At 69.2% G+C, this 25908-nt stretch carries 28 protein-coding genes; 15 read left to right on the forward strand and 13 right to left on the reverse strand.

What is annotated here, in order from left to right; all coding sequences use genetic code 11:
* The first annotated feature begins 77 nt into the window (after positions 1-77).
* Positions 78-977 carry an ABC transporter ATP-binding protein gene (locus ABZX37_RS12920; protein ID WP_354738953.1) on the forward strand — a complete coding sequence of 300 codons (900 nt, stop codon included), beginning with the start codon at positions 78-80 and terminating at the stop codon, positions 975-977.
* Positions 974-2569, forward strand: a complete 1596-nt coding sequence (locus ABZX37_RS12925; RefSeq protein WP_354738955.1) for an ABC transporter permease — start codon at positions 974-976, stop codon at positions 2567-2569. Before ABZX37_RS12920 ends, ABZX37_RS12925 begins: the two co-directional genes overlap by 4 nt.
* A gap of 2 nt (positions 2570-2571) precedes the next feature.
* Here the strand turns inward: ABZX37_RS12925 and ABZX37_RS12930 are convergent, their stop codons facing one another.
* On the reverse strand, positions 2572-2913 hold the full coding sequence (locus ABZX37_RS12930; protein WP_354738957.1) for a hypothetical protein: 342 nt from the start codon (positions 2911-2913) through the stop codon (positions 2572-2574).
* Positions 2914-3032: 119 nt separating this feature from the next.
* On the opposite strand from ABZX37_RS12930, the gene ABZX37_RS12935 reads away from it, so the two are divergent.
* The gene (locus ABZX37_RS12935) at positions 3033-4274 is read left to right on the forward strand and encodes an MFS transporter (RefSeq protein WP_354738959.1); all 1242 of its coding nucleotides are present in this window, start codon (positions 3033-3035) and stop codon (positions 4272-4274) included.
* On the opposite strand, the gene ABZX37_RS12940 is transcribed toward ABZX37_RS12935, so the two are convergent.
* Positions 4197-5417 (reverse strand): MFS transporter, encoded by a 1221-nt coding sequence (locus tag ABZX37_RS12940; RefSeq protein ID WP_354739052.1) that lies wholly within the window; start codon positions 5415-5417, stop codon positions 4197-4199. The genes ABZX37_RS12935 and ABZX37_RS12940 overlap by 78 nt on opposite strands.
* A gap of 91 nt (positions 5418-5508) precedes the next feature.
* On the opposite strand from ABZX37_RS12940, the gene ABZX37_RS12945 reads away from it, so the two are divergent.
* Positions 5509-6090, forward strand: a complete 582-nt coding sequence (locus ABZX37_RS12945) for an XRE family transcriptional regulator (RefSeq protein ID WP_354738961.1) — start codon at positions 5509-5511, stop codon at positions 6088-6090.
* On the opposite strand, the gene ABZX37_RS12950 is transcribed toward ABZX37_RS12945, so the two are convergent.
* On the reverse strand, positions 6087-6632 hold the full coding sequence (locus tag ABZX37_RS12950; protein ID WP_344287762.1) for a TetR/AcrR family transcriptional regulator: 546 nt from the start codon (positions 6630-6632) through the stop codon (positions 6087-6089). The genes ABZX37_RS12945 and ABZX37_RS12950 overlap by 4 nt on opposite strands.
* Positions 6633-6815: 183 nt before the next feature.
* Between ABZX37_RS12950 and ABZX37_RS12955 the strand changes: the two genes are divergently transcribed.
* Positions 6816-7574, forward strand: a complete 759-nt coding sequence (locus ABZX37_RS12955; protein WP_354738964.1) for a nuclear transport factor 2 family protein — start codon at positions 6816-6818, stop codon at positions 7572-7574.
* Here ABZX37_RS12955 and ABZX37_RS12960 read toward each other — a convergent pair.
* Both ABZX37_RS12960 and ABZX37_RS12965 read right to left on the reverse strand, forming a co-directional pair.
* Positions 7558-8652 (reverse strand): winged helix DNA-binding domain-containing protein, encoded by a 1095-nt coding sequence (locus ABZX37_RS12960; RefSeq protein WP_354738966.1) that lies wholly within the window; start codon positions 8650-8652, stop codon positions 7558-7560. The genes ABZX37_RS12955 and ABZX37_RS12960 overlap by 17 nt on opposite strands.
* Before the next feature lie 20 nt (positions 8653-8672).
* Positions 8673-9515 carry an NAD(P)H-binding protein gene (locus tag ABZX37_RS12965; RefSeq protein WP_354738968.1) on the reverse strand — a complete coding sequence of 281 codons (843 nt, stop codon included), beginning with the start codon at positions 9513-9515 and terminating at the stop codon, positions 8673-8675.
* A gap of 93 nt (positions 9516-9608) precedes the next feature.
* Here ABZX37_RS12965 and ABZX37_RS12970 point away from each other — a divergent pair, with 93 nt between their 5' ends.
* The gene (locus ABZX37_RS12970; RefSeq protein ID WP_354738970.1) at positions 9609-10565 is read left to right on the forward strand and encodes a YafY family protein; all 957 of its coding nucleotides are present in this window, start codon (positions 9609-9611) and stop codon (positions 10563-10565) included.
* A 3-nt stretch (positions 10566-10568) separates the two neighbouring features.
* Here the strand turns inward: ABZX37_RS12970 and ABZX37_RS12975 are convergent, their stop codons facing one another.
* The 3 genes from ABZX37_RS12975 to ABZX37_RS12985 all read right to left on the reverse strand — a co-directional run bounded on the left by ABZX37_RS12975 (position 10569) and on the right by ABZX37_RS12985 (position 12293).
* Complete coding sequence (locus ABZX37_RS12975) at positions 10569-11354, reverse strand: metal-dependent hydrolase (protein WP_354739054.1); 786 nt, start codon at positions 11352-11354, stop codon at positions 10569-10571.
* A gap of 59 nt (positions 11355-11413) precedes the next feature.
* Positions 11414-11767, reverse strand: a complete 354-nt coding sequence (locus ABZX37_RS12980) for an STAS domain-containing protein (protein ID WP_354738972.1) — start codon at positions 11765-11767, stop codon at positions 11414-11416.
* 220 nt (positions 11768-11987) lie between these two features.
* Positions 11988-12293, reverse strand: a complete 306-nt coding sequence (locus ABZX37_RS12985) for a WhiB family transcriptional regulator (RefSeq protein WP_009086013.1) — start codon at positions 12291-12293, stop codon at positions 11988-11990.
* A gap of 147 nt (positions 12294-12440) precedes the next feature.
* On the opposite strand from ABZX37_RS12985, the gene ABZX37_RS12990 reads away from it, so the two are divergent.
* From ABZX37_RS12990 to ABZX37_RS13000, 3 genes are all read left to right on the forward strand, one after another.
* Entirely contained in the window at positions 12441-12857 is a 417-nt protein-coding gene (locus ABZX37_RS12990; protein WP_182893754.1) for an anti-sigma factor, read from the forward strand.
* Positions 12854-13630: a SigB/SigF/SigG family RNA polymerase sigma factor gene (locus ABZX37_RS12995; protein WP_354738974.1), complete on the forward strand. Its 777-nt coding sequence runs from the start codon at positions 12854-12856 to the stop codon at positions 13628-13630. The genes ABZX37_RS12990 and ABZX37_RS12995 overlap by 4 nt, the downstream gene beginning before the upstream one ends.
* A gap of 64 nt (positions 13631-13694) precedes the next feature.
* Complete coding sequence (locus tag ABZX37_RS13000) at positions 13695-14114, forward strand: ATP-binding protein (RefSeq protein WP_354738976.1); 420 nt, start codon at positions 13695-13697, stop codon at positions 14112-14114.
* On the opposite strand, the gene ABZX37_RS13005 is transcribed toward ABZX37_RS13000, so the two are convergent.
* Entirely contained in the window at positions 14060-14578 is a 519-nt protein-coding gene (locus ABZX37_RS13005) for a hypothetical protein (RefSeq protein WP_354738978.1), read from the reverse strand. The two genes, ABZX37_RS13000 and ABZX37_RS13005, sit on opposite strands and share 55 nt — an antisense overlap.
* A gap of 222 nt (positions 14579-14800) precedes the next feature.
* Here ABZX37_RS13005 and ABZX37_RS13010 point away from each other — a divergent pair, with 222 nt between their 5' ends.
* The gene (locus ABZX37_RS13010) at positions 14801-15811 is read left to right on the forward strand and encodes a LuxR C-terminal-related transcriptional regulator (RefSeq protein WP_354738980.1); all 1011 of its coding nucleotides are present in this window, start codon (positions 14801-14803) and stop codon (positions 15809-15811) included.
* Positions 15812-15839: 28 nt separating this feature from the next.
* Here the strand turns inward: ABZX37_RS13010 and ABZX37_RS13015 are convergent, their stop codons facing one another.
* The 3 genes from ABZX37_RS13015 to ABZX37_RS13025 all read right to left on the reverse strand — a co-directional run bounded on the left by ABZX37_RS13015 (position 15840) and on the right by ABZX37_RS13025 (position 20969).
* Entirely contained in the window at positions 15840-19556 is a 3717-nt protein-coding gene (locus ABZX37_RS13015) for a S8 family serine peptidase (RefSeq protein ID WP_354738982.1), read from the reverse strand.
* Between the two features lie 86 nt (positions 19557-19642).
* Complete coding sequence (locus tag ABZX37_RS13020) at positions 19643-20296, reverse strand: alpha/beta hydrolase (RefSeq protein WP_354738984.1); 654 nt, start codon at positions 20294-20296, stop codon at positions 19643-19645.
* Between the two features lie 13 nt (positions 20297-20309).
* On the reverse strand, positions 20310-20969 hold the full coding sequence (locus ABZX37_RS13025) for an HNH endonuclease family protein (RefSeq protein ID WP_344287735.1): 660 nt from the start codon (positions 20967-20969) through the stop codon (positions 20310-20312).
* A gap of 241 nt (positions 20970-21210) precedes the next feature.
* On the opposite strand from ABZX37_RS13025, the gene ABZX37_RS13030 reads away from it, so the two are divergent.
* The 5 genes from ABZX37_RS13030 (at position 21211) to ABZX37_RS13050 (ending at position 24982) form a co-directional block, all read left to right on the forward strand.
* On the forward strand, positions 21211-22248 hold the full coding sequence (locus ABZX37_RS13030; RefSeq protein WP_354738986.1) for a tetratricopeptide repeat protein: 1038 nt from the start codon (positions 21211-21213) through the stop codon (positions 22246-22248).
* A 75-nt stretch (positions 22249-22323) separates the two neighbouring features.
* Complete coding sequence (locus ABZX37_RS13035; protein ID WP_354738988.1) at positions 22324-23214, forward strand: hypothetical protein; 891 nt, start codon at positions 22324-22326, stop codon at positions 23212-23214.
* 9 nt (positions 23215-23223) lie between these two features.
* Positions 23224-23589 carry a glyoxalase gene (locus ABZX37_RS13040; RefSeq protein ID WP_354738990.1) on the forward strand — a complete coding sequence of 122 codons (366 nt, stop codon included), beginning with the start codon at positions 23224-23226 and terminating at the stop codon, positions 23587-23589.
* Between the two features lie 18 nt (positions 23590-23607).
* On the forward strand, positions 23608-24144 hold the full coding sequence (locus ABZX37_RS13045) for an XRE family transcriptional regulator (protein WP_354738992.1): 537 nt from the start codon (positions 23608-23610) through the stop codon (positions 24142-24144).
* Positions 24145-24202: 58 nt separating this feature from the next.
* Positions 24203-24982 (forward strand): class II aldolase/adducin family protein, encoded by a 780-nt coding sequence (locus ABZX37_RS13050; RefSeq protein ID WP_354738994.1) that lies wholly within the window; start codon positions 24203-24205, stop codon positions 24980-24982.
* Between the two features lie 6 nt (positions 24983-24988).
* On the opposite strand, the gene ppk2 is transcribed toward ABZX37_RS13050, so the two are convergent.
* Positions 24989-25879, reverse strand: a complete 891-nt coding sequence (ppk2, locus tag ABZX37_RS13055; protein WP_354738996.1) for a polyphosphate kinase 2 — start codon at positions 25877-25879, stop codon at positions 24989-24991.
* Positions 25880-25908: the final 29 nt, after the last annotated feature.

Below are 25908 nucleotides of genomic sequence, written 5' to 3' on the forward strand. Positions count from 1 at the left end.
GCGACGTCCAGAAGATCACTCGGTCCAGACGTTTTCTTAACTTCACAACTTCGTGAAAAGAGTGTAGCTTCCGAACCATGGGAAACGCCATTGCGATCTCCGGCTTGCACAAAGCATTCGGCCGGGTGAAGGCCCTCGACGGCCTTGATCTTCAGGTTCCCGCGGGGGAAGTCCACGGATTCCTCGGTCCGAACGGCGCCGGGAAGTCCACCACGATCCGGGTGCTGCTCGGATTGCTGCGCGCCGACGCCGGCGAGATCCGGCTGCTCGGCGGCGACCCGTGGCGCGACGCCGCGAGCCTGCACCACCGGCTCGCCTACGTGCCCGGCGACGTCAACCTCTGGCCCAACCTGTCCGGCGGCGAGGTCATCGACCTCCTCGGCAGGCTGCGCGGCGGTCTCGACCAGAAGCGCCGCGAGGAACTCGTCGAGCGCTTCGACCTCGACCCGCGCAAGAAGGGCCGCACGTACTCGAAGGGCAACCGGCAGAAAGTCGCCATCGTCGCCGCGCTCGCGTCCACTGTGGACCTTCTGCTGCTCGACGAGCCGACCTCGGGCCTCGACCCGTTGATGGAGGCCACCTTCCAGGAAGTCATCCAGGAGGAACGCGCGCAGGGCCGCACCGTGCTGCTGTCCAGTCACATCCTCGCCGAGGTGGAAGCCTTGTGCGACAAGGTAAGCATCATCCGGGGCGGCCGCACGGTCGAGACCGGAACGCTCGCCGAACTGCGCCACCTCACCCGTACCTCGATCTCCGCGGAGCTGTGCGGACCGCCGAACGGCCTCGCCAAGCTCTCCGACGTGCACGACCTCAAGGTCGAGGGCAACCGCGTCCGCTTCGACGTGGAGACCCGCTCGATCGAGGACGCGCTGCGCCAGCTGACCCAGATCGGCGTGCGCAGCCTGGAAAGCAGGCCGCCGACGCTCGAGGAACTCTTCCTGCGCCACTACGCGGACGAACTCGAGGCAGGGAAATGACCGGCGCGCTCAACGGCACCGGACCGCTGATCCGGCTGGCCCTTCGCCGCGACCGGATCATCCTGCCGATCTGGATCGTCCTGCTCAGCCTCATCCCGGTGGCCACGATCAGCAGCTACGACCAGTTCTATCCGACCGCCGCGAGCCGGGCCGGGCTCGTCGCGTCGGCCGCCGCGAACCCGTCGTTCGCGCTGCTTTACGGCCCGGCGTTCAACCTCGGCACGGCGGGCGGGTTCATCGCCTGGCGGATGGGCGGATTCCTGGCTCTGCTGACCGGTCTGATGGCGATCTTCACGCTCACCCGGCACACCCGCGCGGAGGAGGACACCGGCCGCGCCGAACTGCTGGCGTCCACTGTGGTCGGTCGATACGCGCCGCTCACCGCCGCGCTCGCGGTGACCGGCGGGGCGAGCGTGCTGATCGGTGTGCTGCAAGCGATCACGCTGGCGTCGAAGGTTCCCGCAGCGGGTTCCGTTGCGCTCGGCGCGAGCACTGCGCTCGCTGGTCTGGTCTTCACCGGCGTCGCCGCGGTGGCCGTGCAGCTCGGCGAATACTCGCGCACCGCGAACGGCATCGGCACGGCGGTGCTCGGCGTCGCGTTTCTGTTGCGTGGTGCGGGAGATTCGACCACCGACGCGCACTGGCTGTCGTGGATTTCGCCGCTCGGCTGGGCGCAGCAGATCCGGCCGTTCGCCGAAGAACGTTGGTGGGTACTGATTTTGCCCGTCGCGACCACGCTCGTGCTGTTCGTCGTGGCCTACGTGCTGCTGCCGCGCCGGGACGTCGGCGTCGGCCTGCTTCCGCCGCGGCTCGGCCCCAGCGAAGCCGCGCCGTCGCTGCGATCGCCGTTCTCGCTGGCCTGGCGGCTGCAGCGGGGTCCGTTGCTCGGCTGGCTGGTCGGGCTCGCGGTCGGCGGCGCGCTGTTCGGGACGATCGCGCAGGGCATTTCCGGTCTGGTCGGCGGCACCGAGCAGAGCAGGCAGATCTTCGAACGGCTCGGCGGATCGCACGGGCTCGTCGACGCTTTCCTCGCGACGATGGTGAGCCTGTTCGCGATGCTCGCCTCGCTCTACGGCGTGCAGGCGACGCTGCGGATGCGCACCGAGGAAACGGCGATCCGGCTCGAACCGCTGCTGGCCACCCGGGTCGGACGGCTGCGCTGGGCCGCGAGCCACCTCGTGTTCGCGTTCCTCGGCAGCGCGTTGCTCGTGCTCGTCGGGGGCGTGCTGCTCGGGCTGTCGAACGGGCTGCGCAGCGGCGACGTCGGGGGCTCGGTCGGGCACATGGTCGCGGCCGTCGCGGTGCAGGTGCCCGCGGCGTGGGTGATCGTCGCGGTGGCCGCGCTGATCTTCGGGCTGCTGCCGAAGCTGGCGACCGCCGCCTGGGGCGTGGCGGCGCTGGCGTTGCTGATCAGCATGTTCGGGCCGGTCGTCAACGCGCCGCAGGTGCTGCTGGACGTCTCTCCGTTCCAGCATCCGCCGAAGGTGCCCGGCGAGGTGTTCACCGCGCTGCCGCTCGTGCTGCTGCTGGCGGTCTCGGCGGTCGTGCTCGCGGTGGGCCTGGACGGCTGGCGTCGGCGCGACGTCGGCTGACCTCAGCGTTCGTCGCGGAAGAACCCGGTGGTCGGGGCCAGCGTGGTCGGCGGGGGTGCCGACGGGCTGGTGGCCGTCGGGGTGACCGACACCGTGGCCGTGGTGGTTCGCGGCGGCGGGGCCGGGGGCGCGGGCGGGCGATGGGTCACGGTGACCGGCGGCAGCGGGAGGCCGGTCACCGTGACCGTCACCTGCTGCACGGGCGGCGGGGTGGGCGGCGACGACTCTCCGGCCGGACGCGGAGTGCGACCGGCGACCAGCAGCGCGGCGACGAGCAGGCCGCCAGCGAGCCCGGCGAGACCGGTCACGACGACATAACCCCAGGTGGGAGCGGTGTCCGACATCCGGCACCTCCTCGCCGCACGGTCACTCGGCTACGAGGGTTTCGTCGCGTTGATCATAGGCGCCGTTACGCAGTGTGCAACTTGATATATACCGACTCAACTTATATAACACTAACCTTATGAGGGGGATTCTTCGCTCGCCGGACTTCCGGCGGCTCTGGCTCGCCGACGGCCTCAGTCAGGTCGGCAACCGCATCGACTTCCTGGTGATCCCGCTGCTGGCGACCACGACGCTCGCCGCGTCGGTGGCCGAGGTGTCGCTGCTGCGGACGCTCAGCACGCTCCCGTACCTGGTGCTCGGGCTGCAAGTGGGCGCGTGGTGCGACCGGATGCGCAGCCGGCCGGTGCTGATCACCGCCGATCTCGGCCGCGCGGTGCTCATCGGCTCGGTGCCGCTCGCCGCGCTGTTCGGATCGCTGACGCTGGGCCATCTGTACGTCGTCGTGCTGCTGGCCGGCGTGTTCACCGTCTTCTTCAACGTCGCGCACCAGACCTACCTGCCGAACCTCGTCGAACGCGGCGAACTGCCCGACGCGAACGCCCGGCTGCAGACGAACCTGTCCGTCGCCGCGATCGCCGGTCCTGGCCTCGGCGGGATGATCGTGCAGTTCGTCGGGGGCGCGGGCGCGATGGCGCTCGACGCGTTGACCTACCTGTGGTCCGCCGCGTGGCTGCGCCGCATCCGCACGCCGGACGTGCGGCCGGAGCCCGCCGAGCGGAACCTCCGCCGCGAGATCGGCGAGGGACTGCGGACGGTGCTGCGCCACCCGATCCTGCGGGCGATCACCATCCACAGCGCCGTTTCGAGCCTGTTCCAGTCGATGTTCATGGCGGTCTCGGTGGTGTTCTCGGTCCGCGACCTGCACCTCGAACCGTTCATGATCGGATTGGTCAGCACGGTCTCGCTGACCGGAGCACTGCTGGCCAGCCTGGTCGCTCAACGGCTCGGTGCCCGCTTCGGCGCGGCGCGGGCGCTGTACATCGGCGGTGCCGTGTACAGCGTTTCGTTCCTGCCCAACGCTTTCGCGACGCCAGGGTGGGGTGTCGCGTGGTACATCACCGGCGGGATCGCGTCGAGTTTCGGGATCATCGTGCTCGGTGTTTTCGAGACGAGTTTCCGGCAGGCGATCACCCCGCACGAACTGCTCGGCCGGGTCTCGTCGGTGTCGCAGACGGTCATTTTCGGCATCGCCCCGCTCGGCAGCCTCCTCGGCGGCTTCATCGCCGAACTCACCACAACCCGGGTCACGCTGTACGTGTCCGGCATCGGAATCCTTGCGGCGTCAGCGATTCTGATCGCTTCGCCGCTTCGCAAGATGCGCGACCTGCCGCTCGCTGAGGGTACGGTCAAGAACGATTAGGGGAACCGCAAGCGCGGCGAGGACGGCTCCGATGAAGCTCACCCAGGTGAGGGATTGGGTGAGCGCGGCCGCTGCCAGGACGGGAGTGGCACTGATTCCCAGCTGAAAAGCCGACACCGTGGTCGCCCCGGCGAGCGTGGGGGCGTCGGCGGCGATGGCGAAGACGCGGCCGTAGATCGCGGGATTCACCACGAAAGCCGCGATCCCGAGAAGGAACACCGTGGGGATCACCGCCCACGCGCGGTCGATCGCGAAGACCATGCCGACCGAAAGCGCCACGATCGCGGCAGCTCCGGCGAGGAGCGCGGTGTGCGGTCGCTGGTCGGAGACGCGGCCGCCGATGGACAGACCTGCGAAGGCGCCGATTCCGAAGAGCGCGAGGATCGCCGGGATCCATACCGCGGGGACGCCGGTGATCTCGGCGAGCATGGCCGAGAGGTAGTTGAACGTGATCATGTACGCCGCCGTGGTCAGGATCGTGATCCCGAAAATGCCCCAGAGCCGCGGTTCGCGAATCGTAGCCAGCTCTCGCGCCACGCTTGGTCGCGCCGCCGATCGGTTCGCCGCGGGGATGCCGAGCGAGCAGGCGACGATTCCGGCGAGTGTCAGCGCGACCACGGCCCAGAATCCGCCGCGCCACTGGGTGAAGTGGCTGAGCAAGGCGCCCGCCGGTCCGCCGGCGACCATGGCCACGCTCAGGCCGCTGACCACGACCCCCGAGGCGCGGGCGTTGCGGTCCGGGGTGACCAGGCTGATCGCGGTCACGGAAGCGACGGCGAAGAAACCGGCGTAGGCGACGCCCGAAACCACCCGGCTCACCAGCAAGACCTGGTAGTCGCCCAGCAGCCCGGCGGCGACGCTGACCGCGAACACTCCTTGCGTGGCCAGCAGCGCGGTGCGCCGGGGCCAGCGCAAGCTGAGCACGGCGAACGGCGGCCCGCCGAGGACGACACCGAGCGCGAACGCGGTGATGAGAAATCCGGCGGAGGACAGCGAAACCTGGAGATCGTCGGCCACTGCGGGGAGCACGCCCGCAAGAAGAAACTCGGCACTGCCCATCGCGAACAGGCTGAAGGCGAGCAGGTACACGCCGACGGGCAGCCGTGCGGAGCGCCGGGGTGTTTCGACAGTCTTGTTGGTCATTAAAGCCACCTCCACGACCAGCATCGGAAGGCTCGACCGGAAGCGGCAAGAAACGTTGCCGTTTCCGGGATGCATTGGTTGACTGCGCCGCATGAGCGACCATCCCGCCGTCGACGGCGTGCTCGAGCAGATCGCGCCCCGGCTGCGGCGTGCCCGGGACGACCGGGGCGTCAGCCTCGCCGAGCTGTCGCGGTCCACCGGCATCTCGACCAGCACGCTTTCCCGGCTGGAATCCGGCCAGCGCAAGCCGAGTCTCGAACTGCTGTTGCCGATCACCGCCGCGCTGGGCGTCCCGTTCGACGAGATCGTCGCCGCGCCCCGGATAGTCGACCCGCGCGTGCCCCAGCAAGCCGCCAAGCGGGACGGGCGTGTGCTGATCCCGCTGTCCCGGCACCAGGGAGAACTCCGCGCCTACAAACAGATCATCCCGGCACGCGACGAAGAGCCCCATCCGCGTAGCCACGACGGGCACGAATGGCTCTACGTGCTTCGCGGGCGTCTACGCGTACGCCTGAGCGATCACGACTTCATCATGGGACACGGCGAAGCGGCCGAGTTCGACTGCCACATTCCGCACTGGTTCGGTGCCGCAGGCAAGGGCGACGTCGAAATCCTCAGCCTCTTCAGCAAATCCGGCGAACGCATCCACCTACGCGTCGGACGCCGCGACTAGACCTTGCGCAGCCCGTCGAGCAGTACGCGCACGAGATGCCGACTGTCCGGCGTAAACCGCTCCACCGCAAGCGCGCCGACGATGAGCGCGCGCAGGTCTTCGCCGTCGATGTCGGCGCGTACAGCGCCTACGGCTTGCGCGCGCTCCAGCAGCGCGGTGAGGTTCACGCGAAACCGCTCCGCCGCTTCGGCCTTGTACGCGGACCCGCTTGTCTCACCGAGCGCTTCACAGATCGCACGGTTACGCGACGCCTGTTCGATGACGCGTGTGAAGTAGTCGTAGAACGCTTCGCCCGGCACGTCGGAGTCGATCAACTCCTGCGCCTCGACGCCGTACTGCTCCAGCCGCTCCACCACGACGGCCTGGAACAGCGCTTCCTTGCTGGGAAAGTGCCGATAGACGGTGCCCGCACCGACGCCGGCCAGCCGCGCGATGTCGTCGAGCGGCACCGAGAGGCCGTCGACGGCGAAGGCCGCTTCGGCGGCAGCCAGCACCCGGGCGCGGTTCCTCCGCGCGTCCGCGCGGAGCGCAGGCTTCTCCACCGGCTGTCTCCTCTGCTCTCAAAGTGGTGCGGTCGTCCGATTCTTCCCCGGAACGATCGCCGCCGCTTCTGACCGTGTCCCAGATCTCCAGGCCGCCGTTGACAACCGGAGTTCGAACTCCGTATCGTCAAAAGCGGGTGCCCCGTTCCGATTATCCGCCTGTCTTCCCGAATGAGGTTTCTGATGCCCCGCACCGTGTCCGAAGTGGCCGAGATCGTCGCGAACGCGCTGACCGCCTTCGACGCCGCGCCGTTCGCTGACGTCCTCGCCGAGGACGCCGTCTACGAAGTCCCGTTCACCGGCCACCGCTCGGCCGGCCGGGACGCCGTGCTGGCCACGCTCGGCGCCGGCAGCGCCGTCGCGGCCCGGATCGGCCTGGAGAAAGTCGAGGTCACCACTACCGAAACCGCGGACGGGTTCGCCGTCGAACTCGTCGCCGAGGGCCGCAATCCGCACAGCGGCCACCACTATCGGATCCCGTCGTCCGCCGGGCTGCTGACCGTGCGGGACGGCGAGATCACCCGGTACCGCGACTACCCGAACCACGGCGCGTCGAGCACGCTGCACGGAACGAAGGACGTGTTCCAGCGCTTCCTCGACGCGGCCGTCGGCAACCGCTGGGACGACCTCGCCGACCTGTACTCCGAGGACGTCGTGATCGAAATCCCGTTCGCACCGGCCGGCGTGCCGAAGGTGACGCGCGACCGGGAGGAGTTGCGCAAACGCTTTCACGAGGCAGGACAGCGCCGCCGGATCACCAAGTCGGACCGGGTGGTCGTGCACGAGACCGGCGATCCAGAGGTGCTGGTGGCGGAGTACGACCTGCACGGGGAGTTCGAGGGCAAGCCGTACGTGTCGACCTACGCGATGGTGCTGACGGTGCGCGACGGGCGGATCGTGCACTCCCGGGACTACTCGGGCGCGCCTAGGTTCGAGGAGTAGTCCCGCGGATGTCGTGGTCCGCGCCCGGAGCCGCGAACTCCAGCAGAAGTGCACCCTCGGCCTCGATCTCCGCGCGTTCGGCGGCGGTCAGCTTCCGGAACGGCTCGATCTCCAGCGTCGCCGACGTCTTGTCCTGCCGGAGTTTCCAGGCGCCGGCGACCTGACCGTCCACCAGGAAAGCGGGCCGCATCCCGTTGCCGGTCATGACGCGTTTGCGGTCTTCGGCGGAGATCACCCGGGTGCGGTCGGCGTGCGAGGCGAGCAGGTTGTCGTACTCGGGCAGGAAGCGGGCCGGTGCGGGAGCGTCGGCGGCGGGGCGGGGCGCGTCCGGCAGGTCGAACAGTTCCGTCCCGCGTTCGTCCCGGAAAACCGCCAGCCTCGGCCGCAAGCTGTCCAGGACCGGACGCAGCCGGGTTCGGCCTGCCCAGGTCTGCACGTCGGCGGCCGAGGCCGGCCCGAAGGCGGCGAGGTAGCGCAGCACGATCTGCTCGGCGTCAGCGGCGGAGGCCGGTTCGGTTCCGGTCCAGTCGGCCGCCGCCGCGTACCGGGTGGTGCCTCCGACGCCCCAGACGGCCCGCGGCGGCACCTGCACCAGCGGCACGCGGTTGCGCACGACGGTGGCGAGCGCGTGGGGGTCGCGGTCAGGCCACTGCTCGTGCAACGCCGCCCGAAGTTCCTTGGGGGTGAGCGGCCGGGCGCGGAGCAGCGCCCGGCCCGACTCCGCCACGGCCGCACGGTCCAGTCCGGCCAGCGGCGCCTTGAACGCGGTGTCGAGTTCGCGGTCGAGCGCGTCTTGCGACCACGGACGCAAGGCGCGATAGTCCGCCACGGTGACCAGGTGCACGGTGCTGCGCATCAGGGCGACCCGCACCAGGCGGCGTTCGGTCAGCGCGTCCGCCAAGTCGGCGGTGCCGAACGCCCGAACCCGGCTCCAGAGCCCGAAGTAGGGCGCATACGGTGCCTGCGCCTGCAGGCCGACCAGCCGCGCGACCGCCTCCTCGACGGTCGCGTCGGCTCGTTCCAGCAGCCACTGGCGGGCCAGCAGGGCTCGGCCCAGCGCTCGGCGCCCGAGTGTCACGGTGCGGTCCTTCCGGTCGATCAGCTGCTGAAGTCGGCTCGGTGATCCGCGGTCCACTGGGCGTAGCCGCGGGCCGGGTGCCCGGTGATCCGCTCGACGAGGTCGTTGACCGGTGCGGGTTTGCCGACCGTCTGCGCCATGAGGTCGAACAGGGCCGTCAGGAATTCGGGGTCCATGAACTGGCTCATCTGTTCGCGGACGGGCTCCGGGTCGAGGTCTTCGAGAGTGAGCGGGCGGCCCAGTGTCTCGCCGAGAACCCGGACCTGGTCCGCCTGGGTCAGCGACTCCGGGCCGGTCAGGTCGTAGGCCTGCCCGGCGTGCCCGCCGCCGGTCAGGATCCGTGCGGCGACCTCCGCGACGTCTCGCTCGTGCACCGCGCTGAACGCCGCTTCCGCGTAGGGCGCGCGGATGACGTCTCCGCCCTGAAGCTGCATCGCGAACGTCAGCGAGTTGATGGCGGGGAACAGCAACCGCAGGAACGTCCACTCGATGCCGGTCTCCTCGACGGCCCGCTCCACGTCGCGGTGGTACTGGGCGATCACGTCGGGCTGCTGGTCGGTGCCGGGAACCACCGCTCCCGAGGACAGCAGCACCAGCCGCCGCACCCCGGCCTGGACCGCGGCCGCGAGCAGCGGAGCGACGTCCATCCCGTACTGGAGGACCAGGAAAGCGGCCTCGACACCGGCCAGCGCCGGCGGCAGCGTCTCGGGCTTGGTCAGATCTCCGCGGACGACGTCGACGCCGTCCGGGAGCCCGGCCCGCTCCGGCGCCCGGGTCAGCGCCCGCACCGGCGCACCCGCGGCGACCAGCTCCTCCACTGCCTGACGTCCGAAGTGGGCCGTGGCTCCGATGACGAGATACATGAGTTGTTCCTCCGTGCGGTTCGTTTCTGACTTGACCCACCGTAGGAGCCGTTTAGGCAAGCTACGTTCCTATTCGCGCGGGATACTGAAAAAATGCTGGAAACCTCGGCGCGGCTGCTGCGCTTGCTCTCGCTGCTCCAGACGCCCCGCGACTGGACCGGAGCCGAACTGGCCGAACGGCTGGCGGTCAGCGCCCGCACCATCCGCAACGACGTGGAACGCCTGCGCACCCTCGGCTATCCGGTGCACGGCAGCCGCGGCTCGGTCGGCGGCTACCGGCTCGGAGCCGGGGCCGCGCTCCCGCCGTTGCTGCTCGACGACGAGGAAGCGGTCGCGGTGGCGATCGGGCTGCGCACCGCTGCCGGAGGCACGATCACCGGAGTCGAGGAGACTTCGCTGCGCGCGCTGGCCAAACTGGAGAAGGTCCTGCCCGCCCGGCTCCGGCGGCGCGTCGAAGCCATCCAGCGCTACGCCGTCGCGGTGCCCTGGGACGACCTCGGCCCCCGGGTGGACGCGGACGTCCTCAGCACCCTCACCTCCGCCTGCCGCGACCACGACCGCGTGCGCTTCGACTACCAGTCCCACGACGGCTCCGCGAGCCAGCGCGACGTGGAGCCGTACCAATTGGTCAACTGGGGACGACGGTGGTACCTCGTCGCGTTCGACATCGAGCGGGCCGACTGGCGGACCTTCCGGGTGGACCGGATCAGCCTGCGCACCCCGGGCGGCCCCCGGTTCACGCCCCGAGACCTCCCCGAAGAGGCAGTCGACCAAGTACGCCGGGGCGTGTCCTCAGCGACGTGGCGTTACCGGGCCCGGGTCGTGGTGCGGACGTCGGCCGAAAAGCTGGCCGAGCGGATCAATCCCGCGATCGGCACGATCACTCCGATCGGCGACAACAGCTGTCTGCTGGAGACGGGCTCGGACAACGTCGAGCTCCTTGCCGTTCACCTCGGTCTGCTCGGGGTCGACTTCACGGCGACGGAACCGCCCGAACTCGTTGAAGCGCTGCGGGTTCTTGGGGAGCGGTATCGGCGGGCAGTCCCGTGAGCCTCACTGAGTCGCGGTCTGGGAAGCCCCTGGGGTGAACAAATGCTCCACCGTAGCCACCGTCCAATCCCACACCCCCGGCACCAGCAGCACCCCCACCAGCGCGAACACCGGGAACACCAGCCGCGTCTCCACCTTCTTCCCGGTGTGCAGCCGGAGCGGCTTCGGCGGGCGGAGTTCGTACCAGGTCTCCCCCGCGATCGGCAGCGGGAACAGGAACGGGCAGCCCGACTCGGTCAGCGAATCGCCGAGGCAATGGACGAAACAGCCCGCCGCGACGGCTGCCCCGAGCCAGCCGGAGATGTCCGCCAGCTGGGCCACCCGGTCGTCTGGCGCGGTGAAGTACCACCAGGCCACCGCGCCGCCGTAGGGCAGCAGCAGCCAGTCGCCGAGAGCGGCGACGGCGAGCAGGAGTCCGAACAACAGCACGCCCAGCACGGCCCAAGCTCCGCCGGCCGAACAGCCAGCGGAGGTGGCCGCGCCGAGGGCGACAGCGAACAGCAGGGTGTGCGAGAGGTGCCGGTGCGTGCCGGTCACCTTTTCGTCTCGCGGGCCCTTGGTCAGGGCGTATACAGCTGCAGACACTCGGCGCAGCAGCCAGGACAGCGCGCCGGTCAGCCAGCCGAAGAGGCGGGTCGCGCTGGCGCTGGGATGGTCAAGGTCCGGCAGCAGCGCGAACCCGGCCGTGGTGGCCGCGAAGACCACCGCCTGGTGCACCGTGCCGACGCCGACCGCGGGTGCCAGGGCGAGCCCCGCGCACCAGCCGGTCAGGGCGTGCGTGCGCCCCATCATGATGGTTATCCCCCAGGTCGCGGACCACTTTCAATCCGCGCGACCGTATCGGGAGATCAGGCCGGAGGTTCCTCCGACACGCTCAGGTGTTCGGCCACGCCGGTGAGCTCGATCACCCGGCTGACCGCCGGGCTCGGCACGACCTCGAGTTCGACGTGCTGTTCCCCGGCCTGCCGCTGGGCGTGCAGGACGACGTTCAGCGCCGAAGAGTCGAAGAAGGTCACCCCGGTGAGGTCGGCAACCACGCGACGGGAATTCTTGTCCGCGATCAACCCGGCAAGAGCTTCCTGCAGCTGCGGGCTGGTGAGCAGATCGAGTTCACCCGTGACCACCACCCTCGGCTCGGCGGCCGCGGTGTCCAGCGTGATGCCGAATCCGGGCGGAGTGGCGTTCTGGTCGGCTGCGGGCATGCAGTTTCTCCTCGTCAGGCGCTGCTCCTGCGCCGGTACGCGCCTGTAGTACTCAAGCGGCAACCGTGTCACGGTCCCAAGCATCTGGAGACTCAACCCTAACCCAGTGGGTGACTGAGTCCGCGTCGGCACATGGCTACACCTTGGCGCGCGGGCGACCGGCGGACGCACAACACCCCGCGCACCGCAGGTGGGCGCGCGGGTCGTGGGGTCGGAGCGCTCAGGCGGACACCGTCTTGCGCTTCGCTCGCCGTTCGCGCATGAACAGCTCGCGGCGCTCGATCTCGCCGAGCCCGCCCCAGATTCCGTACGGCTCTTCGACGGTCATCGCGTGCTTGCGGCACTGCGCCAGCACCGGGCAGGTGTGGCAGATCGCCTTCGCGCGGGACTCGCGGCGCTCGCGCGCGGAGCCGCGCTCATTGTCGGTATGGAAGAACAGGCTGCTGTCCGCGCCTCGGCACGAGCCTTGAAGCTGCCACTCCCACTCCTCGGCCACCACGTTCGGCAGTCGGCTCACGTCAGCCATGTCGTCCCCACCTTTCCCGGGATGCACTCGACGGCTACATGCCCGCCGGTCGCGGCGGTCAAACCCGGGTTTGGTTTGCTCACCCCCCGGGCATGTGGCAGATCGGGCACGAAAGACTGGCGTGGCACGCCGGAGAGAGGACAGCACGTGGAGGAGAACGCCCCGCTCGAGCGCGAGGACGCACAGCTCATCGAGGTGCGGACGGCGGCTATCCCGCACGTGGTGCCCACTCTGCGCACCATCGTCGCCGACATCGCCATGCGGCAGGACTTCGACCTGGACGCGGTCGAGGACCTGCGGATGGCTGTGGACGAGGCCTGTTCGATGCTGCTGCCCTCGGCCGCCGACGGCAAGCTGACCTGCGTGTTCTCCTGGCTGGAAGGCCGGATCGAGGTCACTGTGTCGGTGGTCTCCGACCGCGCCGACCACGGCGACGAGACGGGTCTGTCCTGGCAGCTGCTGACCGCGCTCGCGACCTCCGCGCGGCGCACCGTGACCCCGGCCAACGGCCGGTACCTCTCCCGGGTGCAACTGGTCCGGGAGAGTGAGGCGGCCAGCTCGTGACGACCCCCGCCGGCGGCGACAAGTCCACCGACGTGGCAGCACTGTTCCACGAGCTGACGCAGCTGCCCGACCGTTCGCCCCGCCGCGAGGAGATCCGGGACCGGCTGGTGCGCGAGCACCTCGAACTGGCGCGCAACCTCGCCCGGAAATTCCGCAACCGCGACGAGGCGATGGACGACCTCGTGCAGATCGCGACCGTCGGCCTCATCCACGCGGTGGACCGCTACGACCCCGAGCAGGGCACCGATTTCCTGGCCTTCGCGGTGCCGACGATCTCCGGCGAACTGCGCCACCACTTCCGCGACAACAGCTGGTCGGTCCGGGTGCCGAGACGGCTCAAGGAACTCAACGCGACGATCTCGGCCGCGCGCGAGGAGCTGACCGTGCGGCTGTCCCGCGCGCCGAAGCCCAGTGAGATCGCACGCCATCTCGGCGTGCCGATCGAGGACGTCTACGAGGGCCTGCGAGCCGGACAGGGGCGTTACGGGGCCTCGCTGGACAACCTGCTGGAGAACTCCGCGCACACGCGTTTCGGCGCGCCGGACGCGAACCTCGGCCAGGCCGAACTGCGCGAGGCGCTGCGGCCGATGCTGGACAGTCTTCCGGAGCGCGAGCGCAAGATCGTGGCGTTGCGATTCGGGTCCGGGATGAGCCAGTCGGACATCGCGCGCCGCGTCGGGGTTTCCCAGATGCAGGTGTCCCGATTGCTGGCGGCGACGCTGAAAAAGCTGCGTACCGGACTGGCCGAGACTGACATCACCGAGGGCACCTGATTCGCCTTCGGCCGAGTTGGGTAAACACCACATGCGAGCACAGCGGTCGGGAGGTGCGAAAGCCATGACGACGTCGAGGATGCCCACCAGGAGCACCGGGGCGGCCGCCGCTACCGTGCGCCTGGAGCTCCCGGACGACGTCACCGCGCCCGCCATCGCGCGAGCCCAGGTTCGCGCCGCGCTCGCCCAGCTCGACGTTCCCGCCCAGGTGTGCGACGACGTGCTGCTGGCGACCTCCGAGCTCGTCACCAACGCCTTCGAGCACGGCGACCGGCCGGACCGGCTGGAGCTCCGGCTCGAGCACGGCGAACTGATGGTGCGGGTCTTCGACACTTCCGCCGCCATTCCGCAGCTGAAAGAACCGGCCGCCCCATCCGCGGCGCGCAGCCGGGGACTGCAGCTGGTGCGCGCGCTGTCCCGGCGCTGGGGCTACGACCCGGCCGAAGGCGGGAAGTGCGTGTGGGCGGCGTTCGGCATCGGCTGACGACGCCCGCCCACCGCGAGCCCGGCCGCGCCGAGTGCGCCCAGTCCGACGCCGAGCCAGCCCGCGATCATCCGCGGCCGTTCGGCCACCGCGCAGCCGTCCTCGCCGTGCGCTTCGGCGATCAGCCAGCCCTCCGGAGCGCTGAGCGCCGTGCCGCAGCCGATCCGGACGCTCGTGGTGTCGGTCGGCGGATCGCCTTGGCCGAACATATTCGCCGGCAGTCCCAGCATCTGGTCGCTGCGCGTTCCGTAGATCGTCCGGACGTCGGTGGGGTTTCCGTTGCCGTCGAGGTAATAAAGGGCAGTCACCGGCAGCAGGAAGAACACGATCCCGGCGACGAAGGCCGCCGCGCTCGCGAGTCCGATCCACCGCGCCGGACGCCGGGCGAGGGCCGTCCGCGGTTCCCCGGGGAATGCCTGGTGAGCCGGGCCGGGGGACGGCGTGGGGCGGGGATCGTCGGTCATCGTCGAGCCTCCTGATCGGGAGTTGCCAGCCCGGTTGTAGTCCGGTCCGCCGGGACTGGTCCCCGGCTCGCCCCGCGCCGCGAAAGTCCGTGAGGGGAACCCTGAGGGACTCTGATTCCCTCAGGGTTCCCCTCACGAACATCAAGCATTCGCACGCCAGCAGGGCGGCGCTGTCCGGTTTTGTCTCGTTCGCTCCCGTTGCCGGTGCCTTACGCTCGCCGGATGCTGGACGCAATCGGGGTGACTGGGGACGAGGAGCGGGTCTACCGGCTCCTCGTCGGGATGTTCGACGCCGGACCGCGTCAGGTGGCCGAGCAACTCGGGCTCAGCCCGGCGCAGGTGTCGGCGATCCTGCGTTCGCTGCACGCCAAGGGACTGGTCAGCCTGGTCGCCGGGGACGAGCCGAAGTACGCGCCGTCGCCGCCGGACGTCGCCTTCGGGCCGTTGCTGATGCGCGGGCAGGAATCGCTGGAGTGGGCGCGCACCGCGGTGAGCCGGATGGCCGAGGAGTACCGCGGGGGCGCGCGGCGGCGGGACGCGACGCAGCTGGTCGAGGTGATCACCGGCAGCGCGGCGATCCGGCAGCAGCTGACGAACATCCAGGTCGGCGCCCGGCACGAACTGCTGTGGTTCTGCCGGGCCGGGCACATCGCGATGGCGTCCGGCGAGAACGCCGACGAGTACGACGCGCTCGCCCGCGGCGTGCGGTACCGGGTCGTCTACGAGCGGGCGATGCTGGAAGAGCCCGGCATGATCGAGAACGTCGCGCACGGGATCCGGCACGGCGAGGAGGCGCGGTCGTCGACCGTGGTGCCGGTGCGGCTGGCGATCGCCGACGGCACCATCGCGTTGTGCCCGCTGGTGCAGAACCTCGACGGCTCCGGCGAACCGACCGCCGCGCTGATCCGCGACAGCAGCCTGCTGGCCGCGCTGATCGCGTTGTTCGAGAGCTATTGGGAACGCGCGTGGCCGCTGCGCGCGGACGGGACTCCGCAGGACGCCGAACGAACACCCGGCGGCTCCGGACCGGATCGGGACGAGCTGCATCTGTTGTCGCTGCTGGTCGCGGGGGTCACCGACAAGGCGATCGCGACCCGGCTCGCGGTGAGCCAGCGGACCGTGCAGCGCCGGATCCACGACCTGATGACCCGGATGAACGTGCAGACCCGGATGCAGCTGGCGTGGGAGGTCAGCAGGCAGGGCTGGCTCGACGAGCCTGCGGCAGCCGGATAACCGCGAGGGTTATCCGGCTGCCTCTTTCTCAGGAGAGCCCGTAAGCCCGGATCACTGTCTGCTGCACCGCGTTCCCGTCGGCGTCGGACCCGTGCACGCGCAGGGAGACGAAGCCGTTGGTCCGGTCCAGCCGCGGATGGTCGACCACGGCGCGGAAACGGCCGTCGCCGATGCCGTCCACCCGCTTGACGTTCGTCCACGTGCGACCGTCGTCATAGGACACTTCGACGGTCAGCCCCGGATTCTTCGGCGCTGCCATGCCGTCCTGGTTGCGGACGGTGAACTCGACCGGAAGCGAACGTCCGGCGCGCGCCTTCTGCGTCAGGTCGGTCTGCACGCCGTAATCCACCTGCAGCAACGGAAGCAGGTCCGTTTTGCCTTCGGCGGGCCGCTTCGACCCGAAGGTCCACGACGTTTCGGTGTGCGTGCCGTACGCCCAGTCCGGAGTGGACTTGGTCAGCGACAGGTCGAGCCGGTACTTCGCCGGGTCCGCCGAGGCCGGGAACTTGCCCCACGCCGCCGGGCCTTCCTTGACGAGATTTCCGTCCTGGTAAAGCTTCGCGCTCACCTGGTCCGGTTCGTCATCGCCGATACCCGATTCGGAAAACGCGTAATGCGACGTTTCCGGGTCGGCGAACTCCGGGATGCGGAAGGCGAACGTGTCGCCGGTGCGCGACGTTTCCAGTCCCGCGCCGCGCGGGATCGCCGGGCGGACCACTGGCGCGTACCAGTTTTCCGTCGCCCGCTGCCCGGCCTTGAACGTGTGCGGCTGTTCGAGCATGCCGACCGCGAGCGGCTGGAAAGTGTCCCAGCTGAGCTTGTTGTTCACCCGGTGCTGCCAGATCGTCTCGTCGGTCGAAACGATTTCCTCGCGGGCCGTTCCGGTGTGCGCGTACCGCTGGTACTGGTTGATCGCGGTCTTTTCCCAAGGCCGCCAACCGAAACGCTGTTCGGAAAGCCACTCGTCCTTGCCGGTCGCCCGGTAATTCGCGGTGACCGTCGCGCTGTTGCGGTCGCTGACCTGATAGACGATCTTCCGCGGAATCTGGTCGTGCGTCACCTGCATGATGTCGTACAGGTACGGGCTCACCGGCGTGCCCTGCAGGAACATGCTGGTGAAACCGTATTGGGCGTGGTCAGCCAGCTTCATGCCTTGGTCGTTCGTGATCAGCACGGCGGGAATCGGCAGGCGATTGCCGCGCGGCTGCCAATGCCCGTACGTGTGCTCGTCGGGCAGGCTGACGACCATCACCATCGCGGCGCCAGCGGCAGCGGCCTGTTTTGCGGCGGTATCCGGGTTGGTGCCGTCCTTCGCGGGGGTCACCAACGCGATTTTCCCGCGCGCCTTGGCGTATTGTTCCGGTTTGTCGGCAGCGACCGGGACGACGCCCAGCCACTTGAACCCGGAAATCGCCGGGGACGACGCGTAGTAGAACAGTTCGGTCTTGATTCCCAGCCACGGCAACGTGGTCGCGGTCAGCATCGGCGCGGTGAGCTGCCACCGGGTGCCGAATTCGAACGTCCCGTTCTTCACCTTGTCCGTCGGCGTCACGTAGATGTGCCGGACGCCGGGGAATTCCATGACGTAGTTCGAGATCTTGCGCGAGCCGAATTCGCGGTGCGCGTAGCTGCTGATGATGTTTTCCAGCGTCGACGGCCGCGGCGTCTTGATCTCCACCGGGACCGCGCTCCGCGCGTCCATCACCAGGTTCAGGTCCCCGGTCAGGGAGAACTCGGGTTTGAGCACGATCGCGAGTTCCTCGTCCGGAGCCCGTCCGGTGTGGAACATCGCGCGGGCGTAGTAGGTGCCCTCCGGCAGTTCGGTGACGAACGGGTGATCGCTGACGACGTCCCGCACGATGTCGTAGCGCATGTCGTCGCCGAAGATCTGGAGATCCATCGGATACGCCTTGCCGTCGCGGCCGATGCCGGTGACGCTCACCTTGTGCTTCGGCGGTTCCTTCACCAGGCCGACCGTCGTGTGCACCGCGCCGACGAGAACGCTGCCGGTGTAGTTGCCCGGCACCAGCGCGGCCGAGTCGACGGTGATCGCGACCGTCGCGGTCCCGTTGCCCGGTACGTCCACAGTGGACTTTTCGAGCTTCACCGCGGCACCCGGCGTGGCACCGTCGCCACGGCGCAGGTCGAGCTTCGGGGTGATGGTGACCGGAGCGGAAGTCGTGTTGGTGTAAGTGATTTCCTTGCGCACCGGACCACTGCCGCTGGTGACCGGGCCGAGGTTCAGCGTGCCGGTCGCGAAGACGCCGGGACGCACGGCCGCGGCAGCGACGTCCACTCGGCCGCCACCCTGCTGGAAGGCGTTAAGCCCCGCAGACGGTTTCGACGTACTGGCCAAACCATCCTTGAGCTGCTGCGCGGTCCATTGTGGATACCGCTGCGCCAGAATCGCCGCCGCACCGGCAACATGCGGCGTCGCCATCGACGTGCCGGACGCCGCGGTGTAGTACTGGTCCACCACTTCACCGAGCGAGGTGCCAGCCGCGCGCGCCGCGACGATTCCCACGCCGGGCGCAGTGATGTCCGGCTTCACGGCCTGGTCGCCCTGCCGCGGTCCCATGCTGGAGAACGGGGCCAGTTCGTCCTTGCGGTCCACCGCACCGACGGTCAGCGCGGAATCCGCGGTGCCCGGCGCGCCGATGGTCGACGCGCCGTTCTGGCCGTCGTTGCCCGCGGCGACCACGAACAGCGCACCGGTGCGAGCAGTAAGTTCGTTGAGGCCGACGCTGAGATCGTCCGTGCCGTCGGTCGCGTCGCCGCCGAGGCTCATGTTGATCACCTTGGCGCCGGAGTTCGCGGCCCACTCCATCCCTTGCAGGACTTCGGAAGACGAGGCCGTGCCGTCGTCGCCGAGCACCTTGCCGACGTACAGCTTCGCGCCCGGAGCCGCGCCCTTGCGCGTGCCGCCCGCGGCCGCGCCGCTGCCCGCGATGGTCGCCGCGACGTGCGTGCCGTGGCCGAACCGGTCGATGACGTCCGGGCTGGTCGAGAAGTTTTCCGACTTCGCGACCTTGCCCGCGAGGTCCGGGTGATTGGGGTCGTAGCCGGTGTCGAGCACGGCCACCGCGACGCCGGATCCGTCGAACCCGGCCGCCCACGCCTCCGGCGCCCCGATCTGCGGGACACTGCGGTCGAGCGACGCGTGCACCTTGCGATCCAGGGTAATCCGTTCCACCGCACCGGAAGCCGCGCGCGGACCGGTGAAGGACTGCCAGAACTCGCCGGCGCGCTTCTTGTCTTCCCGCAGCGCGCGGCCGTTCACACTGGGCAGTTCGGCGCCCTGCGCGGTGGCGGCGAACGCCGGCGCGGCCGCGATCGAGACGCCCTTGGCGTAGTGCGCGATCATCGGCACTGTCGGGCTCGACTCGTCGGCGTAGCCCTGCGCGATCAGGTCGGTGACGTTGAACAGCGCTTTGTCGAGGCGTTTGTCCGCCACGAGCGACACCGCGTCGGCCGGGATGACCTGCAGTTTGCCGTCCACTTCGGACTGCGTGAAGCGGATGTTCTCCCGCCCCTTGCCCGGCCGGACGGTCGCGATCTGCCGTCCGCCTTGGACGCTTTCGACTTGCACGACGTCACCGGTGAGCAAGGTGACCGTGTGCCGCTCACCGGGACCGGATGCCGGTGAACCGCTCGCAGGCTCGGCCGCCGCGGGCACTGCCTGGCCGAGTGTCGCGACCAGTGCGCCCGTGCAGCCGAGAGTGATGGCTCGTGATCTCCACGTCATCGCACAAGATTCGGGGCGAGCCGGGGTTCACGTCACTACCTCTCGGTGTCGCGGTTGTGACATGTCGCAACTGGGACAACGCCTGGTTAGCCAGCCACTGTCGCGTAATAGGCCATTAGGCGGTCAGCCAGTTCGTCCGGACGGCTCAGCAGCGCGAGATGCGAACCGGCCATCTCGTCCGCGTCGATCCCCAGCCGCTCGCGCGCGACGCGGCGCAGCAGGTCGGCGGAGAAGAACCGGTCGTCACGGAAGAGCAGCACTTTTGTCGGCACGTCCGGCAAGCGCTCGCCCGGCCACGCCGCGCTGTACTCGGCGCTGTTCTGATCCCGGCCGCGGCGCTCGTTCTCCGCCGCCAGGTCGGCCGGGAGGTCCGCCATGAACTGCTCCGTGACGCTCAGCCCCTCGGCCGACTCGAAGCCGACGTTTCCCCACCACTCGCCGGGAGCCTCGCCCGGCGCGGGCACCATCCCGGCGACGAACACGAGAAGCCGCGCGCCGACCCGTTCCGCCACGAGCGGCGCGGTGAACCCGCCATAGGAATGACCGACCACGACGACGTCCCGCGCATCGCCGATCGCCGCCACCACGGTGTCGGCGAAGTCGGTGAGCGTGGCCTGCGGGTTCTCGATCGGCAGATCCGGGGCCACGACTTCGTGCCCGGACGCCTTGAGCCGCTCGGCGACCAGGTGCCAGTCCCAGCCGCTGCCGCCGCCCCCGTGGATCAGTGCGAAAGTCGCCATGTCGCCCAGCTTGTCACGCAGGGCAGCGCTTGAGCATGTCCTGCAGCGCGTTCTTCTCCATGTCCGTGATCGTCAGCCCGTAGAAGTGCTTCACGGTGACCCAGTCGGTCGCGTAGGTGCACCAGAACGACACCAGCGGCGGCTTCCACTCGTCCGGAGCCTTGTCGCTCTTCTGCCGGTTCACGCTCGCCGTCACCGCGAACAGCTGCGGCCGCGTGAGGTCGTTCGCGAACTGCTCGCGCTTCTCCTGCGTCCAGTCGCGCGCACCGCTCACCCAGGCCTGGCCGAGCGGGACCATGTGGTCGATGTCGAGCTGAGTCGCCTTGGTCCAGGTCTGGCCGTCGTACACGCTGACCCAGGTGCCCGCCGTCGGCTTGCAGTCGCTGCCCGCCTTGACGTCCTTGCCCGCGCGCTTGAGGACGACCTCGCGCGTGTCGCAGCTGTCGCCCTGGCTGTCCCAGTGCTTGAACTTGTCCCGCGAATAGCCGGTCATATTGCCGCGGGCGCCGATTTTCAGCTCGGACAGCTGCTTCGTCGCGTCCGCCGCGGACGCCGGTGCGGCCTCGGACTTGGTGTCGCCGACTTCGCGCTGGCCGTACCAAAACCCGACGACAGCGATGAGCAGCACGACCGCGAGCAGCACGGTGCGCTTGGTGGGGAACGGCCGGGCCATGGTGCGCGGGGTCCTCTCGGGCGGGGAGTTCGGGGAGCCGGAGTATGCCTGTCGCCGGGCCGGTAATCGCGCAGACACTCTCGGCAGTGCCCGAGGCGTGGCAAGGACCACGTCGGACCAGTTGTTGGCCGCCAACGAAAAAGACCTGATCAGCGGGGGTGGATAACGCTCCCGAAGGTGTCACGTCCGCGACGGGCGAAACGACTGTCTTGGCAGGGGGCCGGAAAGGAGCGGGTCCGAGATGCCCGGGCGGCTGCGGAAGTGGAACACACGCGTCGATGACTACCTGCGCCGGAAGGCGGCGGAGGGCGGCAACGTCGTCGCGATGACGCGCGTGGCCGCTGACCTGCGCGAACGCGGCGATTCAGCGGAGGCTGAGGAGTGGTACCGCCGAGCCGCCGCGGGCGGCGACCGCATCGCCATGACCGCGCTGGCGCATCTGCTGGCCGAACGCGGCGCCGAGGACGAGGCCGCCCGCTGGTACCACGAAGCCGCCCAGGCCGGTGAGCCGCACGGGATGCTCGGCTGCGCGCGGACCTGCGAAAACCAAGGTCACCTCAACGACGCCGAGCACTGGTATGCCGCCGCCTTCCAAGCCGGTGCGACGGAAGCGGCCGGGCTGCTCGGCCATCTGCTCGTCGAAGACGGCCGGTACTCCGATGCCGAGGGCTGGTGCCGCAACGCCGCGGAAGACGGCGACTCGACGGCGATGCTGGACCTCGGCTTGGTCCTGCGAGAACTCGGCGCGCCCGACGAGATGGCGCGCTGGTGGCGGGCCGCGGCGGACGCGGGCGAACTCTCCGCGACCTGCCTGCTGGGCCGGGAAGCGGAACGGGCCAACCGGGAAGGCGACGCCGAACGGTGGTTCCGTCGCGGTGCGAAAGGCGGCCACATCGAGGCGAAGGTGCGGCTGGGGCTGCTGCTGCATCGCCGGGGCGACCTCGAAGAGGCAGAGGACTGGTACCTCGAAGCCGCCGAGGCGGGCGACGCGGCGGCGATGACCAACCTCGGCGTCCTCGCCCGCAACCGCCGCGACGACGGCGAGGCCGCGGCCTGGTACCGCAAGGCCGCCGAGCACGGCAGTATCCCCGCGCTCACCAACCTGGGACATCTCGCCGAATCCCGCAGCGACCTGGCACAGGCCGAACGCTGCTTCCGGGTCGCCGCGGAGACCGGCGACGTGCAGGGAATGCTGAGCCTCACCCGGATGCTGCGCGCCCGCGGCGCGACCGCCGAGGCCGACCACTGGCAGGCGCTCGCCGCCGACCGTCCACAGTAGACACAGTTTTCCCGGGGTCGATCTCCGGGATCTTCCCGGATGTCCCCCAGCACGTGCGCGGCTAGCGTCGATCGGGTGTTCAGACGCGTGCTTCTCGCCATCCTCGCCGGTATAGCGGTGTTCCTGGTGCCGTGGACCGTCTACCTCGGACTGACCCTGCCCGAGCACTTCGACACGAGTCAGTGGCGAGTCGCCTGGGTCGGCTTCGACATCGTCCTGCTGCTGTGTTTCGCCGCGTCCGTGCTGCTCGGGATGCGCCGAAGCCGCGCCGCCGTGCCGATGCTGGCCGCGACCGCCGCGCTGCTGTGCTGCGACGCCTGGTTCGACGTCGTCCTCGACTGGGGCGGCTCCGACCAGTGGGCCAGCCTCGGCACCGCGCTGCTCGCGGAAGTGCCGATCGCGGTGTTCCTGATGCTGCGTGCGCGTGCTCTGCTCGCCGGCAACGCGAGACCGCGGCCGCTGACCATGAACGACATCACGGTGCGCACGAACCCGAACTACCAGCGGGTGCTTCGGCTCCTGCCCGCCACTTCGGCCGAACTGCGCGCGCAACTCCCCTCGATCGACGTCCCGGCCGCGCTGCTCACCCTGACCCACGCCGGGTACACGCGGCGCACCCGCGACGGCCGCTGGCACCCCGTGCCGCAAAGCACGAACGAGGCGAAGCTGGAGGACTACCCCGAGGAGGACCGGCCGAGGCTGGCCGCCTACCTGGACGCGAAGTACGACCACGAAGTGCGCTTGATGGCCTGGGCGGTCGAGCACCGCGACACCTTCGACGACTGGACCGCCGGAAGCCGCGCCGGGATGCGCCTGAGCTACAAGGACTTGAAGGAGTTCGAGGCGGAGTACCTGGAACTGGTGCACCGCTACGCCGCCCGCAAGCCCGGCCCGACCGACGAAGCGCGTGACCTGGCCGTGCGGTTCTACGCTTTCCCGGAACCGAAACCCGCTGAGCTGGCGTAGTTTCGAGGCATGATCCATCACGTGCAGGTCGCCTGCCCAGCGGGCGCGGAGGACGACGAGCGCGCGTTCTACACCGGTGTGCTCGGCTGGCCGGAACTGCCGAAACCGCCGCTGCTGGCCGCACGGGGCGGTTGCTGGTTCCGGGTTCCGGGCGTCGGCGGCCCGGACGGCGAACTGCACGTCGGTGTCGAGGCGGATTTTCGTCCGGCGCTCAAGGCGCACCCGGCTTTCGTCGTCGACGTGGACACCGTCTCCGCCGCGATCGAAGCCTCCGGACGGTCCGTGACCTGGGCCGATCCGGCGGAAATCCCCGGCAGGCGACGGTTCCACACCTTCGACCCGGTCGGCAACCGGCTGGAGTTCCTCGCCGGCTGAGCCGCCTACAGTGTGGGGATGGGCCAGGAGGCGGAAGAAGCCGAGCAGCGGATCACGCGACGTTTGCGTGAGCTTCGCCTGGAACGCGGGCTCACGCTGGAGAAGGTCGCCGCCGCCGCGGACATCACCCCTGGCTACCTGTCGCGTGTCGAGAGCGGGCAGCGCGTGCCCAGCCTCGGCACGCTCGTGGTGCTCGCGCGGGTGCTGGACGTCAGCGTCGCCGATCTCGCTGCTTCCGAGGAACGCCGGTCGCCGATCGTCCGGCGCGCGGACGCCATCACGTACGGCACCAGCGGCGCCTCCATGACCCACCTGTCCCCGCCGTCGTCTGGCGTTGAGGCGACACTGGTGACCCTGCGCGACAAATCCGTCCCGCCGCGCCCCACTCAGCACCGCGGCGAAGAGTGGCTGCATGTGGTCAGCGGCCAGCTCGAACTGACCCTCTCCGGCGAAACCCACCTGCTCACGGCTGGTGACTCGGCCCAGTTCCCCGGCACCACCGAACACACCCTGCGCGGCGCGCCCGACGCGGAAGTGCTCGTCGTCATCGCTTGACACTCATTGTGTCTCAGAGGCACCCTGATTGCCAGACAGGCAACAGTGGGAGATGCTGATGACCGACGCCCCGGTAGCCGAACTCGACCTCGACACCCTGCCCGAGCAGCTGGATTCCGTCGCCGCCGAACGAGCGCAGCGCAAACGCCAGCTCGCCGTCGCCTTCCGTCTGTTCGCCCGGTACAGGTTCGACGAGGGCATCGCCGGGCACCTCACCGCGCGCGACCCCGAGTTCCCGAACCGGTTTTGGGTCAACCCGTACGCGGTGCACTTCTCCCGGATCAAAGTCAGCGACCTGCTTCTCCTTGACGAGAACGGAAAAGTGGTCGAAGGAACGCGGCGCACGAACAAGGCCGCGTTCGCGATCCACTCGACCATCCACGAGGCACGCGAGGACGTCGTCGCCGTCGCGCACGCACACACGATTCACGGCCGCGCCTGGTCGGCGTTGAATCGTTTGCTGGACCCGATTGTCCAGGAATCCTGTGCCTTCTACGAAAACCACGTGCTTTTCGACGAGTACAAAGGTCTGGTCCTGGAGCGCGACGAAGGCGTGCGCATCGCCGCGCGGCTCGGGTCGAAACGCGCCGCGATCCTTCGCCACCACGGATTGCTGACCGTCGGACGCAGCGTCGGCGAGGCGGCGTGGTGGTTCATCACGATGGAACGCGCCTGCCAGATGCAACTTCTCGCCGAAGCCGCGGGTACGCCTCGCGTCATGACCGCCGAGGAAGCCAGCCTCGCCGCCCGCCAGTTCGGCAGCGCGAACATGGCGCGCAACAACTTCCGCTTGCTGGAGGACCTGATCGTCGAACAGGAACCGGACGTGCTGGACTGACCGGGTTCAGTCGCCGACCGCGTCCCGCCCGCGCTTCACGATCAGCGGATCCGGTTCCCCGACTACCTTCGCGTCCTTGCCCTCATACTCGAAGCGCGACAGGAAATAGCGCATCGCGTTGATCCGCGCGCGTTTCTTGTCGTTGCTCTTGATCGTGATCCACGGCGCGAGATCGTTGTCCGTGCGGACGAACATCGCTTCCTTGGCCGCGGTGTAGTCGTCCCACTTGTCGAGCGACTGCAGGTCCATCGGGGAGAGCTTCCACTGCCGCACCGGATCGACCTGCCGGATGATGAACCGCGTGCGCTGTTCGGCCTGCGTCACGGAAAACCAGAACTTCGTGACCGTGATCCCGCTCTCCACCAGCATTTCCTCGAACAGCGGCACCTGATGCATGAACTGCTCGTACTGATCCGGCGAGCAAAACTCCATCACCTGCTCGACCCCGGCCCGGTTGTACCAGGACCGGTCGAACAACACCATCTCGCCCGCGGTCGGCAAATGCTGGACGTAGCGCTGGAAATACCACTGATGCGCTTCCCGGTCGCTGGGCTTGGCGAGCGCGACCGTCCGGGCGTGCCGCGGATTGAGGTGCTCCATGAACCGCTTGATGGTGCCGCCCTTGCCCGCGGCGTCGCGCCCCTCGAAGAGAATGACGTGGCGGCTGCCGGTCTCGCTGATCGAGTTCTGCAGCTTGAGCAGTTCGACCTGCAGCAGGTATTTCGTCTCGTCGTACTCCTCGCGCGGCATGCGCTCGGCGTACGGATAGTTCTCCCGCCAGGTGTCGACCGCCTTGCCGAACGCGTCGATCAACACGGGATCGTCATCGTGATCCTCGCCGACCGAATGCCCGTCGATCTCGAGCCGATCGATGTACTCCCGCACGTCCCGCAACATGGGGCCGACCTTAAGCAGGGCAGGTGAAC

It is taken from the genome of Amycolatopsis sp. NPDC004079, assembly GCF_040610415.1.
Classification (GTDB): Bacteria; Actinomycetota; Actinomycetes; order Mycobacteriales; family Pseudonocardiaceae; genus Amycolatopsis; species Amycolatopsis halotolerans.